Annotated in this window: 13 protein-coding genes; 4 read left to right on the forward strand and 9 right to left on the reverse strand. The window is 65.8% G+C overall.

All coding sequences use genetic code 11. The annotated features are described in order from the left end of the window. Nucleotides 1-227 precede the first annotated feature (227 nt). The 4 genes from VML93_RS08650 to VML93_RS08665 form a co-directional block, all read right to left on the reverse strand. Complete coding sequence (locus tag VML93_RS08650) at nt 228-2,303, reverse strand: protein kinase domain-containing protein (protein ID WP_325609665.1); 2,076 nt, start codon at nt 2,301-2,303, stop codon at nt 228-230. A gap of 109 nt (nt 2,304-2,412) precedes the next feature. Further along, complete coding sequence (locus VML93_RS08655) at nt 2,413-4,374, reverse strand: serine/threonine-protein kinase (RefSeq protein ID WP_325609667.1); 1,962 nt, start codon at nt 4,372-4,374, stop codon at nt 2,413-2,415. A gap of 45 nt (nt 4,375-4,419) precedes the next feature. Continuing rightward, a complete protein-coding gene (locus VML93_RS38525) occupies nt 4,420-6,696 on the reverse strand; it encodes a serine/threonine-protein kinase (protein WP_414686308.1) in 2,277 nt (758 codons plus the stop codon). Between the two features lie 147 nt (nt 6,697-6,843). Continuing rightward, a complete protein-coding gene (locus tag VML93_RS08665) occupies nt 6,844-8,451 on the reverse strand; it encodes a PucR family transcriptional regulator (RefSeq protein ID WP_325609669.1) in 1,608 nt (535 codons plus the stop codon). Nucleotides 8,452-8,535: 84 nt separating this feature from the next. Here VML93_RS08665 and pruA point away from each other — a divergent pair, with 84 nt between their 5' ends. The 4 genes from pruA to VML93_RS08685 are packed head-to-tail and all read left to right on the forward strand — an operon-like array spanning nt 8,536 to nt 12,520. After that, entirely contained in the window at nt 8,536-10,167 is a 1,632-nt protein-coding gene (pruA, locus tag VML93_RS08670; RefSeq protein ID WP_325609671.1) for an L-glutamate gamma-semialdehyde dehydrogenase, read from the forward strand. After that, complete coding sequence (locus tag VML93_RS08675) at nt 10,167-11,132, forward strand: proline dehydrogenase family protein (protein ID WP_325609673.1); 966 nt, start codon at nt 10,167-10,169, stop codon at nt 11,130-11,132. The genes pruA and VML93_RS08675 overlap by 1 nt, the downstream gene beginning before the upstream one ends. A 52-nt stretch (nt 11,133-11,184) precedes the next feature. Next, a complete protein-coding gene (locus VML93_RS08680; protein WP_325609675.1) occupies nt 11,185-11,622 on the forward strand; it encodes a MarR family winged helix-turn-helix transcriptional regulator in 438 nt (145 codons plus the stop codon). Nucleotides 11,623-11,644: 22 nt separating this feature from the next. Further along, nucleotides 11,645-12,520 (forward strand): LLM class F420-dependent oxidoreductase, encoded by an 876-nt coding sequence (locus tag VML93_RS08685; RefSeq protein ID WP_325609677.1) that lies wholly within the window; start codon nt 11,645-11,647, stop codon nt 12,518-12,520. Nucleotides 12,521-12,526: 6 nt separating this feature from the next. On the opposite strand, the gene VML93_RS08690 is transcribed toward VML93_RS08685, so the two are convergent. The 5 genes from VML93_RS08690 to VML93_RS08710 form a co-directional block, all read right to left on the reverse strand. Beyond that, nucleotides 12,527-12,649: a hypothetical protein gene (locus VML93_RS08690; protein WP_325609679.1), complete on the reverse strand. Its 123-nt coding sequence runs from the start codon at nt 12,647-12,649 to the stop codon at nt 12,527-12,529. A gap of 52 nt (nt 12,650-12,701) precedes the next feature. Continuing rightward, nucleotides 12,702-13,778 carry a beta-propeller fold lactonase family protein gene (locus VML93_RS08695; RefSeq protein ID WP_325609681.1) on the reverse strand — a complete coding sequence of 359 codons (1,077 nt, stop codon included), beginning with the start codon at nt 13,776-13,778 and terminating at the stop codon, nt 12,702-12,704. 1,239 nt (nt 13,779-15,017) lie between these two features. Then, nucleotides 15,018-15,527: a GNAT family N-acetyltransferase gene (locus tag VML93_RS08700; protein WP_325609683.1), complete on the reverse strand. Its 510-nt coding sequence runs from the start codon at nt 15,525-15,527 to the stop codon at nt 15,018-15,020. Next, on the reverse strand, nt 15,524-16,132 hold the full coding sequence (locus VML93_RS08705) for a TetR/AcrR family transcriptional regulator (protein ID WP_325609685.1): 609 nt from the start codon (nt 16,130-16,132) through the stop codon (nt 15,524-15,526). Before VML93_RS08705 ends, VML93_RS08700 begins: the two co-directional genes overlap by 4 nt. Then, the coding region (locus tag VML93_RS08710) for a zinc-binding dehydrogenase (RefSeq protein ID WP_325609687.1) at nt 16,129-16,768 on the reverse strand (640 nt) is incomplete at its 5' end. The genes VML93_RS08705 and VML93_RS08710, both read right to left, overlap by 4 nt.

Raw genomic sequence — 16,768 nt, forward strand, 5'->3', positions numbered from 1 at the left:
AGCACGCAAACGCGGCCATATAAATCAGCCAGGCCGAAAAAAATCGCAGCCGGAATTCCATTTTCGTCGCCCCGTACCAGGGTGCGTTCATCATGTCCTCCGCTTCGCCCACCCCCGCTGGCCCGTCGGCGAGGGTGCACAAAATGCCGGCCGGACCGGCGTGTCTCCGTACATCTGTGCACCTTCGCGACGGCGGAAGCCGGCCGACCAGCGCACGGTCAGGCGGGCTAGTCGCCGGTCCGCTCGTATTTCACGTCTTCGTCCCATGAGCCCGCACAACCGGTGTCGACCACGGTTCTGTGTCCGTGGCCGGTTAATAGCGTGATGGGGTCGTGAGCCGGCTTCACCAGGGGAAATACCCAATTGATTTTCGTCTGCGGAGAACCGTAGCCGGCGCATGCTTTCTGGCCGTCGAAAGCGTAAGTCCAGTTTCCGTTCTCGAACGGCATCAGGTCATATCCCTTGTATTTATAGCTGAGGCAGCGCCCGCCTGTTCGCAGGCATTCGGTCTGCAAGGAGGTATCCCACGACAGCGGCTTGCGATCGTTCAAAGGCGTGAGCGTCGCATGGTAGTGGCCGTGCAAACCTTCGGCCGGAGAGGCGACTCGCGCTGGTTGATCGGCTGGGTCCGGAAGATCGTTGAGGTCGGCATCTCCCACCCGGGTGAAGGTGACGGTTCGCTCGGTGATGCAGTTGGATTCTGCGCTCTGCGCGAAATATTCGCCGGTGAATGTTCCATCGGATTGGGCTTGCAGTGTGATTACCGTCCAGAAATCGCCGGCGGGGAATTTGCAGCCGGTAAAGCCCGAGACGCCGGACGGCGCGGCGTTCACCGAGGATACGGCGACCGCATGCCACTGGCTGCCCAATTCGTCGAATACCAATGTCGATTGCAGGGCCGGCCCGCCCGTGGCCTTCGCTGTTGCTACGCAGCCATTCGAGCCGCATGCCGACCGCACGGCGAACTGCCCGGACGACGGCGTCCCGTCTTGATCCGGTGACCCATGAGTGGTCGATGCGCCGAAATCGGCGCGGTAGAGGCCGGTGAAGGGTCCGGTGTTCGCGATCGGGCCATGTTTTCCGTTGTTGTTGAGCACCATGACCAGGACGACAGCGATGACCAGCGCGATCACCCCCGCCCCAGACGCCAGCAGGATCAGATTGCGCTTTGACTTCTTTCGGCCTCCCGGCGGGAGCCCGGGCGGCGGTTGAAAGAAGGTGGGGCCAGGCGCCGGACTGTAGTGGGTCGGGCCGGCCGCTGGACTGTAGTGGGTCGGGGCGGCAGGCGGGCCGTACTGGGTCGGGCCGGCGGGCGGACTGTATTGGGGAGGGCCGAATTGATTCGGTCCGGTGGCCGGGGCGTACTGGGTCGGGCCGGCGGTCGGCGGGTACTGATTCGGGCCGGTGCCCGGGGCGTATTGGGCGGGCGGCGCCGACCATGACGAGTGGTGGGGCTGCGGCGTCGGCCGGACAGATCGGGGCCCGGTGGTGCCGGTGCTGATCGCCGCGCGGGCGGCTTTGGCCAACTCTTTGGTTGTCGCGTACCGCTCGTCGGGGTTTTTGGCCATGCCCTTGGCGATGACGGCGTCCAGTTCGTTGGGAAGCTCGTGGCGCACGGTGGACGGGCGCGGCGGCGGTTGGGTCAGGTGGCCGCCGATCTGTTGTTCCATGCTGTCGCCGGGGAAGGGTTGGTTGCCGGTGAGGCATTCGTGCATCACGCACGTCAGGGCGTAGATGTCGGCACGATGGTCGGTCTGTCCGGTGGTCAGGCGCTCGGGAGCAAGGTAGGCCCAGGTACCCAGCACGTTGCCGGTGTTGGTCAGCGAGGTTTCCCCGGTGGCGCGGGCGATGCCGAAATCGATCAGGTAGGTGAAGTCCTCGTCGGCGACCAGGATGTTGGACGGTTTGACGTCGCGGTGGACCAGGTCGATGCGGTGTGCGGCGTTCAGGGCCGACGCCACCTGGTCGATGATGTGCACCGCGCGATCGGGCTCCAGCGGCCCGCCGGTCAGGATGGACTGCAGGTCGCGGCCTTCGATCAGGCGCATCGTCACATACAGCCGTCCGTCGATCTCCCCGAAATCGTGGATCGGCACCACGTGGGGCTCGTCGAGTCCGGCGGCCGAGCGGGCCTCACGCCGGAATCGCTCCTGGAACACCTCGTCGTTGATGAACTGCGCGGGCAGGACCTTGAGTGCGACCACGCGTTCGGTCACGGTGTCGAACGCGCGCCACACTTCGCCCATGCCGCCGCGACCCAGAATCTCGATCAACCGATAGCGTCCGAACGGCGTCCCCTCCACCACAACAGCCTCTCACTCATCGTGCGCTACAGCGACACCATAGAGTCTGGCCCACGTTTCACGGTCCCGGGGGCAAACGTGCGAACGGCCGGCCGGCCCGGCCGGGCCTTTACTCGCCGGTGCGTTGGTATTTCACGGTTTCGTTGAATGCACCGGCGCAGTCGGTATCCATTATCTGCATATGTCCCGTACCCGTTAATAAGGTGATCGGGTCTTGCGGCGGCTGCGGCAGTGGAAATTCACGATGGACTTTAACGTGCTCGGGCCCGACGTCCGTGCATTGACTCTTGCCGTCGAAATCGTAGATCCATTTTTGGTCCGCGAATGTGAGCCAGGCATATCCGGAGTCGTTGTGCTCGTAGCTGACGCAGCGTTGGCCCGACCGAAGGCAATCGGTCTGCACCGTCATATCCCATGATGACGGCGCGCGATTGTCGTCTGCCGCAGAAGTGATGTGGTAGCGGCCGTGAAATGCGCTGGCCGGCGACGCGGCTCGCGCCGCCTGGCCGACCGGATCCGGAAGACTCTTCAGGTCGACGTCTCCGACCCGGGTGAAGGTGACGGTTCGCTCAGACACGCAGTGTCTGCCACCCGACGCGCGGTATTGGCCGGTCAGCGTGCCGTCGGATCGTGGCTGGAGCGTGATGACCGTCCAGAACTCGGCGGGGGCTGTGCACCTGATGAAGGACGGGTCGCCCAGCGGCAGTGTCGTCACCGAGGTGACGGCGACCGCATGCCACTGGTCGCCAACCTGGTCGAACACGAATGCCTGCTGAAGCAGGTCACCCCCGGAAGCGGTCGCGGTGGCCACGCAACCGGTGGAAGGGCACGCCGATCGCAGGGCCCACTGCGCTGTGTACGCGTTCCCGCCGTCCGGTTTCCCGTTGGCCATCGAAGGGCCGAAGTCGGCACGGTAGGTGCCGGTGAAGGGTCCGGCGCTGGGCGGCGGCGCGGTGCTCGTCGGGCCGGTGGACGGGGTGCCGACCGGAGTCTTGTGATCGGTGAACGCCAGGACGGATACGACCGCGGCGATTATGACGACTACCGCCGCCCCGCCCGCCACGGCTATCCGGTTGCGTCTGCGGCTTCGTTGGTCTGGCGCAGCCGGCGGCGCTGCCGGAACGGGAGGCGCGAAAGCCGTTGCGAACCGGGTGGGTTCGGTGGCCGGAGCGAACTGGGTGGGCGGAGCGGACCAGCCGTGGCCTTGCGGGTGGCGGGTTTGCTGTGTCGGCCGCACCGGTTGGCGTCCTGCCGGTGGGGCGTTGAGGGCAGCGCGGGCAGCGTTGGACATCTCCTTGGTGGTCGCGAAGCGTTCGTCGGGATTCTTGGCCATTCCCTTGGCGATCACCGCGTCCAGTTCGGCGGACAGTCCGGCGCGCAGTGCCGACGGACGCGGCGCAGGCAACGTCAAATGGCCGCCGATCTGTTGTTCGGCGCTGTTCCCCGGGAAGGGTTGGCTACCGGTCAGGCATTCGTACAAGACGCAGGTCAGGGCGTAGATGTCGGAGCGGTGGTCGGCGGTGTTCGGGGCGGTGACCCGCTCGGGGGCAAGGTAGGCAAAGGTGCCGACCACACTGCCGGTACTGGTCAGGGAGGTATCTCCGGTCGCTCGGGCGATGCCGAAATCGATCAGATAGGCGAAGTCCTCTTCGGCGACCAGGATGTTCGATGGCTTGACGTCGCGGTGCACCAGCTTGATGCGGTGTGCGGCGTTGAGCGCGCTGGCCGCCTGGTCGATGATGTACACCGCGCGGCCCGGCTCCAGCGGCCCGTCGGCCAGGATGGCCTGCAGGTCGCGGCCCTCGATGAGGCGCATCGTCACATACAGCCGCCCCTCGATCTCGCCGAAGTCGTAGATCGGTACCACGTGCGGTTCGTTGAGCCCGGCCGCGGAGCGGGCCTCGCGTTGGAAACGCTGCTGGTACACGCCGTCATGGGCGAACTGTTTGGGCAGTACCTTCAGCGCGACCACCCGCGTGGTCACCGTGTCGAAAGCGCGCCACACCTCGCCCATGCCGCCGCGGTTCAGCAACTCGATCAATCGGTACCGTCCGAACGGCGTGCCGTCCACGTTGGCCTCCGTTACGAATTGCCGCCGCCGTGGCGGGCAGGGCCATTAATCGCCGGTGCGCTCAAATTTCACGTTTTCGTTATAGGACCGGGCACATGCACTGCCGATTACGTCCCTGTGCCCGTGGCCGGTTAATAACGTGATCGGGTCTTGCGGTGGCTGCGGCAGCGGTAATTCCCACGAAGATTTATCCTCAAACTCCTGGACACCGTTGCATTTGCTCTTGCCGTCAAAGTTCCACAGCCATTTGCCGTCCGCGAAGATGTAGACCTTGGTTTGTTCGGTGTCGTAGCTGACACAGCGTTCGCCGGTCCGAAGGCAGTCGGTCTGCAGATTGGAATCCCACGAGGCCGGCGGGTGGTTGTCCTGTGGTGTTCTCGTACCGTGGTAGCGGCCGTGCCACGCTTCGGCGGGGGACGCGACGCGGGGTGCTTGGGTGGCCGGGTCGGGAAGTTTGCTGGTGTCGACGTCTCCGGTGCGGGTGAAGGTGACGGTTCGTTCGGTTATGCAAGGGCCGACTTGGCTTGCCGCGCGGTATTGACCGACCAGTGATCCGTCGGGGCGCGCCTGCAGAGTGATGACCGTCCAGTATTCGGCCGGGAATGTGCAGTTGGCAAAGCCCGACACTCCGGCGGGCGCGGCCGGCACCGAGACCGCGCCGACCGCGTGCCACTGTCCGTCGAAGTCGTCCAAGACGAATGTCGACTGCAGCGTCGGCCCGCCCGAGACGGTTGCCGTTGCCACGCAACCGGCCGAACCGCATGCCGAGCGCACCGACCACTGCCCCGTCGACGGCGTCGCTCCCTGATCGAGTTTCCCGCCGACGCCCGACGGGCCGAAGTCGGCGCGGTACACGCCGGTGAACGGCCCGCTGTTCGGCGCTGCGCCGGCGCTGGTCGGTCCTGACGGGGAGGGGGTTCCGGTTCCCTGTCCGCCGCCTCCGTGATGTGTCACCACCAGGACGACGACGGCGGCGACGAGCAGCGCGACCGCCGCGGCCACACTCACCAACACGATCCCACGGCGTTTTCGCGGCTGTTTCTCACTACCCGACGGACTGGCCGACGATGTAGGAATTGCCGGACTGGAAGCCGGTTCCATCTTGACGGAGCTGAGAATCGGGCCGAGCTGGGTAGGGGCCGTCGAGGATATGTCGGACTTTTCGGCCTTTTCGGGCTGCGCGGGCTGTGAGGTCTGTGCCGGTTGCGCGGACTTTGCCGGCTGTGCCGGTTGCGCCGGTTGCGCCGGCTTTGGGTGCTGTGGCCGCGCCGGTGGCGTCGGCTGGGCCGGCAGTGCTTGCAGTCCGGGCCGTGCCGGCTGACCGGGTCGTGCCTGAGGTGCTGGCCTGACCGGCTGCGCGGGTCGTGGTTTCTGCTGTGCCGGCTGCACGGGTCGAGCAGGCGGTGCGGGTCGTGGTTTCTGCGGTGGCGGCGGTGCGGGTCTTGGTTTCTGAGACTGCGGTGGTGGCGGTGGCGGCTGGACGGGCCACGCCGGCTCGGGCCGAGCAGGGGGGGCGGTGATCGCCGCGCGTGCCGCGTAGGCCAGGTCCTTGGTGGTCTCGTAGCGAGCGTCGGGATTCTTGGCCATTCCCCGGCCGATGACGGCGTCCAGCTCGGCGGGAAGGTAGGGGCGGATCGCCGACGGGCGTGGCGGAGGTTGCGACAAATGGGCGTTGACCTGCTGTTCGAGGCCGCGGCCGGGAAACGGCTGTTCCCCCGTCAGGCATTCGTGCATGACGCACGCCAGCGAGTAGATGTCGGAGCGAGCGTCGGCCTCTCCCTTGGTGACCCGCTCGGGCGCCAGGTAAGCAAGCGTGCCTATCACGGTTCCCGCGGTGGTCAGCCCGGTTTGGTCCTCACCGCGCGCGATGCCGAAATCGATCAGGTAGGCGAAGTCCTCTTCGGCGACCAGGATGTTGGACGGTTTGACGTCGCGGTGGACCAGGTTGATGCGGTGCGCGGCGTTCAGCGCCGAAGCGATCTGGTCGATGATGTGCACGGCGCGGGCCGGCTCCAGCGGCCCGCCGCCCAGGATGCTTTGCAGGTCACGGCCCTCGATCAGGCGCATCGTCACATACAGCCGCCCGTCGATCTCGCCGAAATCGTAGATCGGCACCACGTGCGGCTCGTTGAGTCCGGCCGCCGAACGGGCCTCGCGGCGGAAGCGCTCCTGGTAGACCTCGTCGTCGGCGAGCCGCTCGGGCAGGAGCTTCAGCGCGACCACGCGTTCGGTCATGGTGTCGAACGCGCGCCAGACCTCGCCCTGGCCGCCCCGACCCAGCAACGCGACCAGTCGGTAGCGTCCGAACGGCGTCCCGTCCACGCCCGCCTCCCTCGCAACGTGCGGTCCAGCGCGACATAGATTCTCGAAAACAATATCGCGGGCCTGCAACGAAAGTACGCATACATGGTCGACGCCACCAGCAAAGATGCCTGTCGGGGCGCATCGACAGTGGGAGATGTGAGCCGCCTAAGGCACCTCCAACACCCGCAGCCCCAGTGAAAACAGCAGTCGCACATCGGGGTCCGCGAGTGAGGTGGACAGCAGCTTTTCGATTCGCCGCACCCGGTAGCGAACGGTGTTGGGGTGCACCTGCAGCCATTGCGCGGCCGCGGCGATGTCGCCGAAGCAGTCCAGGTAGGCGCGCAGGGTCTCGGGGAGTACCGGATCCTGAGCGCCCAGGTCGCGTACCCGAGGGTCGACGAGCCGCGGCTCGGCACCGACCAGCGTGACGATCTCGTCGAGCAGCACGGTGGTGCGCGCCTCGGCCAGTGAGATCACCTGTCCCAAAAGCGGATGACGCTCAGCGCTATCCAGCACGCGGTCCACCTCGGTACGCGCCGCGGCAATTGCATCAAGGCCGGCCACACCGGGGACCGGCGCGGCGATGGCAGCCCGCAGCTGCACGCCCAGTTCGGTGCGCAGCGAGCCGATCGTGCCGCGGGCCCACGAGGTGACCGACCGGGTCGTCGCGGCGGCAGGCAGCAGCACATAAATCCGCGATCCGTGCGACGCCACCTGCGCGTCACGCCGAAAAGCGCTGGCGCTCAACGCCACAACGTCGGCCAGGCGCGGCGGGCGGGTCGCGGTGTCTTTGGTGTCTGCGATGTCGAAGCCGATCAACGCGGCGTTCCGGTCGGCGGCGAGACCGAGCTCACCGGCGATGGCGGCGACGTCGACGGCGTCCGGCTCGGTCAGGCCCAGCAGCTGCTGCACGCGGCGCGCATGGGTGGACGGTCGGGCCGCCAGCCGCGAAATGATCCGGGCGGCAAGCACCGACGCGCCCCGCAGCATCTCGTCGGCGTCGTCGGCCAGCGGTTGGGACCCTTGCTGCACCCAGATGGTGCCGGCGAAGACGGGTGGCCGTCGCGCACCGGCCGGCGGCTGGTGGATCCCGATCGCCAGTCGCGGGCGCAGTCCCAATTCCGGCCTTTCGGCGACGCGCACCACCTCGCCGCCGGCCCGCAGCGCATCGAAAATGCCCCACTGGCCGATCCATTCGAGATGCTCGGGGGGACCGGCGCGACCCAGGATGGAGAGCCGCCGCAACTCGTCGGCTTCGTCGTTGGAGGCCGAATAGGCCAGCACATGCGACTGGGCGTCTTCGATGCTGACCATGCCGTGGATCCGGTCGGCCAGAGACTGCGCCAGACCGAACAGATCGGTGCCCGAATCATCCGTCGGGTCCGCACGATCGCCGTGATGTTCCAACACGTGATTGACCAACTGGTACAGCCGCTCCCAACGGGCCCGCGGCTCGACCGCCACCACCGCCGACCCGGCCGCGACCGCCTTGGCCACCAGGGCGTCCGACGGCTCCTTGACCAGGATCGCCACCGGCGCGCGCTGCACCTGCCGGTCGATCCAGCGCAGCGCCTCGGCGTCACTGACGCCCAGCAGAAAGAAGAGGTCGGCCGAGCCCGCCGCCGCCGCCAGACCCAGCCGGACGTCATCGGAATCGATCAGCGCCGCCGACGCCACTGGGAGGTCCAGGCCCCGTGGGGCTTCGACCAGGCTGACCAGGGTCGCATCCAGCGCCAGCAGCAGCTGACCCAGCCCGACGCCGGTCGTCCCCATGTTGTCCGATCGTACTACCCAGGATGTGAATCGTTGTCTGATCAGCCAACCGATCGAGGACCCGGGCCGGGGATCCTGGCAAGCATGGACGCGATCACCCGAGTACCCGCCCCAACCAACGAGCCGGTCCACGACTATGCCCCGCATTCCCCGGAACGCACCCGACTGCACGCCGAACTGGCCGCCCTGGCCGACCACCCGATCGACCTGCCGCACGTCATCGGCGGCACCCATCGGATGGGCGATGGCGAGCCGATCGACGTCGTCCAGCCACACCGGCACGCCGCGAAGCTCGGCACTTTGACCAACGCGGTGCATGCCGACGCCACGGCGGCCATCGACGCGGCCATGTCCGCCAAAAATGCTTGGACGGCAATACCTTTCGACGAGCGCGCCGCGGTGTTCCTACGGGCCGCGGACCTGCTGGCCGGGCCCTGGCGGGAAAAGATCGCCGCCGCAACGATGCTCGGTCAATCCAAGTCGGTGTACCAGGCCGAGATCGACGCGCCCTGCGAGTTGATCGACTTCTGGCGGTTCAACGTCGAATTCGCCCGACAGATCCTGGCGGAGCAGCCGATCAGCGGTCCGGGGGAGTGGAACCGGAGTGACTACCGTCCGCTGGACGGGTTCGTCTATGCGATCACGCCGTTCAACTTCACCTCGATCGCCGGCAACCTGCCGACGGCTCCGGCGTTGATGGGCAACACCGTGGTGTGGAAGCCGTCGATCACCCAGACCCTGTCGGCTTACCTGCTCATGCAACTGCTCGAGGCCGCGGGTCTGCCGCCCGGGGTGATCAACCTTGTCACCGGCGACGGCTTCGCGGTTTCGGATGTGGCGCTGGCCGATCGGCGGCTGGCCGGCATCCACTTCACCGGATCGACGGCCACCTTCCAGCGGTTGTGGTACCAGGTCGGCACCAATATCGGCCACTACCATAGCTATCCGCGGTTGGTCGGTGAGACCGGCGGCAAGGACTTCGTGCTCGCCCACGCCTCGGCGCGCCCGGATGTGCTGCGCACGGCGCTGATTCGCGGAGCCTTCGACTACCAGGGCCAGAAATGCTCGGCGGCGTCGCGGGCGTTCGTCGCGCATTCGGTGTGGCAGCGGATGGGAGACGATTTCCTGAGCGCCGCGGCGAGCCTGCGCTACGGCGACGTGACAGACCTGACCAACTACGGCGGTGCGCTGATCGACCGGCGTGCCTTCATCAAGAATGTCGACGCGATCGAGCGGGCGAAAGGCGCGCCCGGCGTCACCATCGCGGTCGGCGGTGAATACGACGACAGCGAAGGCTATTTCGTGCGCCCGACCGTCTTCCTGTCCGACGACCCCACCGACGTGTCCTTCGCGACCGAGTACTTCGGCCCGCTGCTCTCGGTGCACGTCTATCCCGACGACCAGTACGAGCGGGTGCTCGACGTCATCGATACCGGGTCGCGCTACGCGCTGACCGGGGCCGTGATTGCCGACGACCGCCAGGCCGTGCTGGCCGCACAGGACCGATTGCGGTTCGCGGCCGGCAACTTCTATGTCAACGACAAGCCAACCGGGGCGGTGGTCGGGCGCCAGCCGTTCGGCGGCTCACGCGGCTCGGGTACCAACGACAAGGCCGGCTCCCCGATGAATCTGTTGCGCTGGACCTCGGCGCGCACCATCAAGGAGACGTTCGTCCCGGCCACCGAATACACGTACCCGCACATGGGGTCGGACTGATGGCCGGAGTGTTCGCCAGTACGCTTCGTCCGGCGATCCTTGCCGCGAGCCGGACGAAGGGCCTGCGCCGCGCCGCCGAACGGTTGCCGGCCACCCGCAGCGTGGTGCACCGGTTTGTACCTGGCGAGACCATCGATTCCGTGTTGGATAGCGTTGCCGTGCTGCGGGATTCGCGGCGCTATGTCAGCATCGATTACCTGGGTGAGGACGTGACCGACGTCGACGATGCCACCGCCACCGTGCAGGCGTACCTGGCACTGCTCGATGCGCTGGATGCCGGGGCGGCTGGGGACGGGGTGCGGCCGCTGGAGGTGTCGGTCAAGCTTTCGGCGCTGGGGCAAGCGCTGGATCGCGACGGCAAGAAGATCGCGCTGGACAACGCCCGCACCGTCTGCGAGCGGGCCCAGCAGGTGGGCGCCGGGGTGACCGTGGACGCCGAGGACCACCGCAGCACCGACTCGACGCTGTCGATCTCCGGTGATCTGCGCGTCGACTTCCCTTGGCTGGGCACAGTTTTGCAGGCGTACCTGCACCGCACACTGGACGATTGCCGAGAGCTGGCCACCGTCGGGGCCCGGGTCCGGTTGTGCAAGGGCGCCTACGACGAGCCGGCGTCGGTGGCCTACCGGGACCCGGCCGAGGTGACGGACTCCTATCTGCGGTGTCTGCAGGTGCTGATGGCGGGCAGCGGGTATCCGATGGTGGCGTCGCATGACCCGCAGGTCATCGACGCGGTCCCTGCCATGGCTCGCGAATCAGGGCGTGGTGTTGGCGATTTCGAATACCAGATGCTGTACGGTATCCGCGACGACGAACAGCGGCGACTGGCCGATGCCGGAAACCACGTCCGCGTGTACGTGCCCTACGGCACCCAGTGGTACGGCTATTTCATGCGCCGACTGGCCGAGCGCCCGGCCAACCTGACGTTTTTCCTGCGGGCGCTGGCCGAACGTTCTGGCCGCTGAGCTTTCTCGGTCGGATTTTGACAATCTGGACTTATCAATCTAGGTTGTTAATATGGCTAGTGGTCCGAATGTCGACGAGCTGGGCTCGGGGTTGTATCACGGCATCGCACTCATTGCGCGCCGGGTCAAGCAGTTAGAAGCTCCCGGCGAGTTGACGCTGCCGGAACGGGCGGCGCTGGCGAGGCTGGACCGCGGAGGTCCCGCCTCAGCCGCGGATTTGGCCCGCGTCGAGCAGATCAGTCCGCAGGCCATGGGAGTCACGTTGAGCCGTCTCGAATCTCAGGGCTTGGTGCGCCGTGAACCCGATCCGGCGGACGGCAGGCGGATCGTGATGTCGCTGACTCGTTCGGGTTTGGGGTTTCTGCGGCACAAGCGCGATGTGCGGGCCCGTCAGTTCGCCAAGATCCTCGCGGAGGATTTCTCGGTCGCAGAGTTGAGGACGCTCGCCGCAGCGGTTCCTCTGATCGAACGCTTGGCTGACCGACTTTAAATCACGCTAGAGAGGCGAAATCATGCAACTAGGAGTACATTTCATCGACTTCCTGCCCGGTGCGCCGGAGAAGTTGGGGCCGACCCTGGCCGCGTCGGCCAGGATCGCCGAACAAGCCGGCGCGACGATGTTCACGCTGGCCGACCACTTCTTTCAGATGGAGGCCATCGGGCAGGCGCAGGATCCGTTCCTAGAGGGCTATACGTCACTGGGTTTCCTTGCCGGGCAAACCGAAAAAATCTCGTTGACCTTGCTGGTGACCGGCGTGACCTACCGCTATCCGGGAATCCTGGCCAAAACAGTAACGACGTTGGACGTGCTGTCGCAGGGGCGTTCCATGTTCGGCATCGGCGCGGCGTGGTACGAACGCGAACATCTGGCTCTCGGTGTCCCGTATCCGCCGCTTGGTCAACGATTCGAAATGCTCGAAGAGACAATACAAATCTGCGGGCAAATGTGGAGCGACAACGACGGGCCCTACGACGGTAAGCATTACCACCTCGCCGAAACCATCTGCCAGCCACCACCCATCCGCCGTCCCCCGCTGCTGATCGGCGGTGACGGCGAGAAGAAGACACTGCGCCTCGTCGCCGAATACGCCGACGTGTGGAACAGCACGGCCGCCACTCCAGCGGTGTTCAAACACAAAAGCGATGTGCTGCAACGACACTGCGAAAAGGTCGGCCGCGACCCTGCGTCGATCCGCAAGACGGTCGGCCTCGGCCCGCAGCTCGAGCCGTTCAAAGACACCGATGAGTTCATTAAAACCATAGAGAGCTACGCCGAAGCGGGCGTCGAGTTGATCAATGTCGGTCCGCTACCGGGCAACCCTGATCCGGTCGGATTCGTCACCCGCCTGGGCGACGAGGTGATACCCAGATTGGCGTCGCCGGGCTGAGCGGCGTCAATCGGGTTCGTCGTCATCGTCGGGTTCGAGGAGTTTCTTTGGCGTAGAGCACGATCCGCTGTCGCCAGCGGTGAGTCCCTTGCCCGCGGCGGCTTCCGGGTCGGCGAGTGTGGTGGACACGATGATCGCCACCGGCAGCCGACACGCACGCCCAGACGCCGATGCAAACTTACTATCGAGATTCGATCACCGACACCGTGCTGTCCCAGGAGTTGGCGACATAAACGGTGTGGCTGCCCGGGTCTACCGCCACGCCGTACGGGTTCTTGCCGACGCGCACGGTGGCGGTCACGGTGCGCGCCGAGCCGTCGATCACCGACACCGTGCCGCCCTCGTAATTGGCGACGTAGACGGTGTGGGTACCCGGATCCACCGCCACCCCCCACGGCTTCTCGCCGACGTGCACGGTGGCGATCACTGTGCGCGTCGAGGCGTCGATCACCGACGCCGTGCCGTCGCGGCTGTTGGTGACGTAGGCGGTGTGGGTGCCCGGATCCACCGCCATCCCGGTCGTTTCGTCGCCGACGGGCACGGTGGCGGTCACGGTGCGCGTCGAAGCGTCGATCACCGACACCGAGGCGTCGACGGTGTTGGCGACGTAGACGGTGTGAGTGCCCGGATCCACTGCCACCCCTTGCGGGTCCTTGCCGACGGGCACGGTGGCGGTCACGGTGCGGGTCGAAGCGTCGATCACTGACACCGAGTTGTCCTTGGCGTTGGCGACGTAGACGGTGTGGGTGCCCGGGTCCACCGCCACCCCGTTCGGCTCATTGCCGACGGGCACGGTTGCGGTGACGGTGCGCGTCGAGGCGTCGATCACCGACACCGTGGCATCGTCGTGGTCGGCGACGTAGACGGTGTGGGTGCCCGGATCCACTGCCAACCCGCCAGGGCCCTTGTAGGCGCGCCGGCCCTTGCCGACGGGCACGGTGGCGGTGACGGTGCGCGTCGAAGCGTCGATCACCGACACCGTGCTGTCACTGTCGTTGGTGACGTAGACGGTGTGGGTGCCCGGATCCACCGCTACCTCGACCGGGGCCCCGGCGGGCACGGTGGCGGTAACCCGGTAAGTAGGACCAGTCGACGGCGCAGCCGAGCGGGAACTCGCCGCCGGACCCTGACCTGCGGACGGACCCCGACATCCAGACAACACAACGGCACCGATGACCGCCACCACACCGGTGAGCACCGGGATCGGCACGAGCCGCCAGCGTTTTCGCGTTGGTTGATCATCGCCGCTGGCGGTCATGTGCGCTCTCCTGGGCATCTTTGTTCTTTTCTAGTGTGCGGCTGGCGCCTCAGGGCCGTGTGCGAGTTCGTCGAGTGCGTTGTCGTCGAGCACTCGGACCAGCCGGTGAAGGTGCCCGAGCCCGTCGCCGATTTCTGATCAGCCAACTCGAGGGCGCGGCCCGGCGCGGGACGCAGGATTCGAACCTGCTGACCTCCCTGTTGACGACAAGTGCACAACCCGAGCATTTCTTGGCGTACAGAACAATTCGCTGGGTCGGGCCTAGTCGACTTGGTCGTTAGGCGTACTTCGCCGTAGCGGGCGTGGTCATCGTCTCACCGTTGCGGGCGAGCGATCCGTGGGCCTGGCCTCCGAGCACGCGGCGGCATTTTCCGTCGGCTTTCCTATGGATCAAGGAAGTTCTGTTTCCGGCGCTAACGGTGGTGGTAATGGCGGTGGTGGCGGACCACCTACCGCTGTAGGAACTGGTGCCGGAACTGGCATACCTTCACCGGGAAGAACTGGTGCACTGGAAAATCCAGCCGGTTGCATATGGTCTTTGCACGCATTCGCAACAGGAACGAGATACCACTTCCAAGCGCCAGGGGGATTTGGCGCCGGCGCCATGGTGTTGTCGGGGCACCGCCATGTGCAACTGACACCGCCGACACCCGCGCCGCCCAGGCCTAGAGTGGCGCCTCCGGCAGTAGCCGCGCCAACGTCAACACCCACTCCTCCTGCCTCGCAGTGCATATGTGATCCATTGATTTCAGTGGGCCAATCACAGTAAGCCCCCTGGACAAGGAAAACGTTTGCCCCGGTGAGGACGGCCGGATAATCACACAAACCGGCATTCGCCTTCGCTGGCGGGAAAATAAAAATCCCACTAACTGCCGCCATCGGTACGAGCCAGATTTTATTCATGAACTACCTTCACCACCCTTTTGCTAAGTGATTACGTGGAACTTGATGAATTTCAGATCAGGCATTCTGTTCGTCAAACTCCTTCGGTGTTGGAGTGATAGCGTTTGCTAGTGCTGCAAAACGATCTCCAATTGTAGGCGGATCTAGATATTCTGGAAAGGCTGGCCGGACATTGCTGGCATCTTGTACATCGCCGGAATCCGGCGAGTTGTGGTGCGGCACAACAACCGACCAGGGATATGGGATCAGCGGGGTGGCGAACACCCACCGACAAGACTATTGGTTGCGGTAGACCACTGAAATACAAGTGGCCCAGATAGTTTGAGGCGACGCCAACTAGGCGAGCGCGCGTCGGTAGCGCACCTCGTCCAACTCGGCCCCGGCGATGGTCTTGGTCCGGCGTGCTCCGTCCAGCGCCCATCCGTCGCGCTCGTAGAACCGTCTGGCACGGACATTCCCGTCCAGCACCCACAGCGCGGCCTCGGTGAAACCGTCCGAGCGCATCTGCTCTCGGGCCGCCGCGGCCAGCAGCCGCCCCACACCGGCACCCCAATGCTGGGGATCAGCGTAAATTGCCAGCAGCTCAACGACACCTGTCAGATCGTCACCCCGGTACGGACCCGTCATGGCCAGGCCGCGAATGCCATCGCCGTCCACCGCGACCAAGGTCGTTGGCCGTTCCGGGTCGGTGCGCTGAAAGCCGTATTTGGCCGCCCAGACTTCCGGTTTGAGACTGTCGAGGTACGCCTGCGGAATCAGCCCCCGGTACGCCGCCTGCCAGGACCGGACGTGCACCCGGGCCACCGCCAGCGCGTCCTCGGGAATCGCCGCCCGGATCTCCGTCACCCTTGACGCCTGGTCCGCGGGCGATCGCTGGCGAAGCCACGCACCACGTGCGCACTCACGAACTCGGCGACGACATCGGGGTCGTCCATGTCGCGGATCGGCGATGCCGTGCTGAACAACGAGAACAGTATCCGCGCGAACCACTCACCGGCCGACTCGACGTCGAGGTCTTTTCGCACCTCGCCGGTGAGCCTGGCGGCCGAGAGATACGGCGCGAAGAAGTCGACACATTCGCGCAACAGCACCGCGGCGTCCTTGGTCAGCAGGAGGCTGATCGCGTCTTCGTCGAAGTACTCCTCGGCAGCGATGGCCCGCCGTGCCTGGGTTACGAAAACCGCTGCGTTGGAGAGCTTTTCCTCCAGCGAACTGCCGCGGTCCATCGCTCGCGACATCTCGCGATAGAACTGCTCGGAGGCCTGCTCGGCGCACGCCTCCAGGATGGCGCCCTTGTCCCGGAAATACTCGTAGATCGTGCTGCGGGATACGTTGGCCTCCTTGGCGATGTCGACGATCGTCGTCTTCAGCAGGCCGTGCTTGCGAAAACAGGCGTACGCGGAATCGAGGATGAGCTCTCGGGTTTCCGCCGCCGGGGACAACGCAGTCATGGCACCAGAGCGCCTCGGGGCACCAAACCGGCGTCGGCAGAAGCGAAGGCGTCGTTGACGTCGGCGAGATGGAACGGCTTGGGCATCAGCCGGCCGAACGGAAAACTGGTGTGCTGCAGGAACGACAATCCAATTGCCAGCGTGACCGGATCGTAGAACGACACACCGCGGATGGATTTGTTGCCGAAGACCAAGCTACTGGGGTCCATCTCGAAAGTGCGGCCCATCCCGACGTTACCGACCTCGAGCAGGGTGCCGCCGTTGTTGAGGAAGCCGACGCCTTCGGGAATGACACCGGGTACTCCGACGACTTCGAGCACCCAGTCGGCGCCGATGCCGTCGGTGTGCTTGTGCACCTGCTCGGTGACCTCCCAGGTCGAGATGCCGCTGGCGTCGATGCACTGCGTGGCACCGAAATCGGCTGCGACATCAAGTCGCTCGGCGATCTTGTCGATGACGATCACCTGCGACGCACCCGCCGTGCGTGCGACGGCAGCGGCGTTGATGCCCAGCCCACCCGCACCCTGGATGACCACGGTGTCGCCGAGCCGCACGTCGCGAAGCGCGAACAACACTTGGGCCAGTGCGCAATTCAGCGGCGCGACGGCCTCGTCGGGCAGGTCCTCGGGGACCTTG

Source organism: Mycobacterium sp. (assembly GCF_035499775.1).
GTDB lineage: Bacteria > Actinomycetota > Actinomycetes > Mycobacteriales > Mycobacteriaceae > Mycobacterium.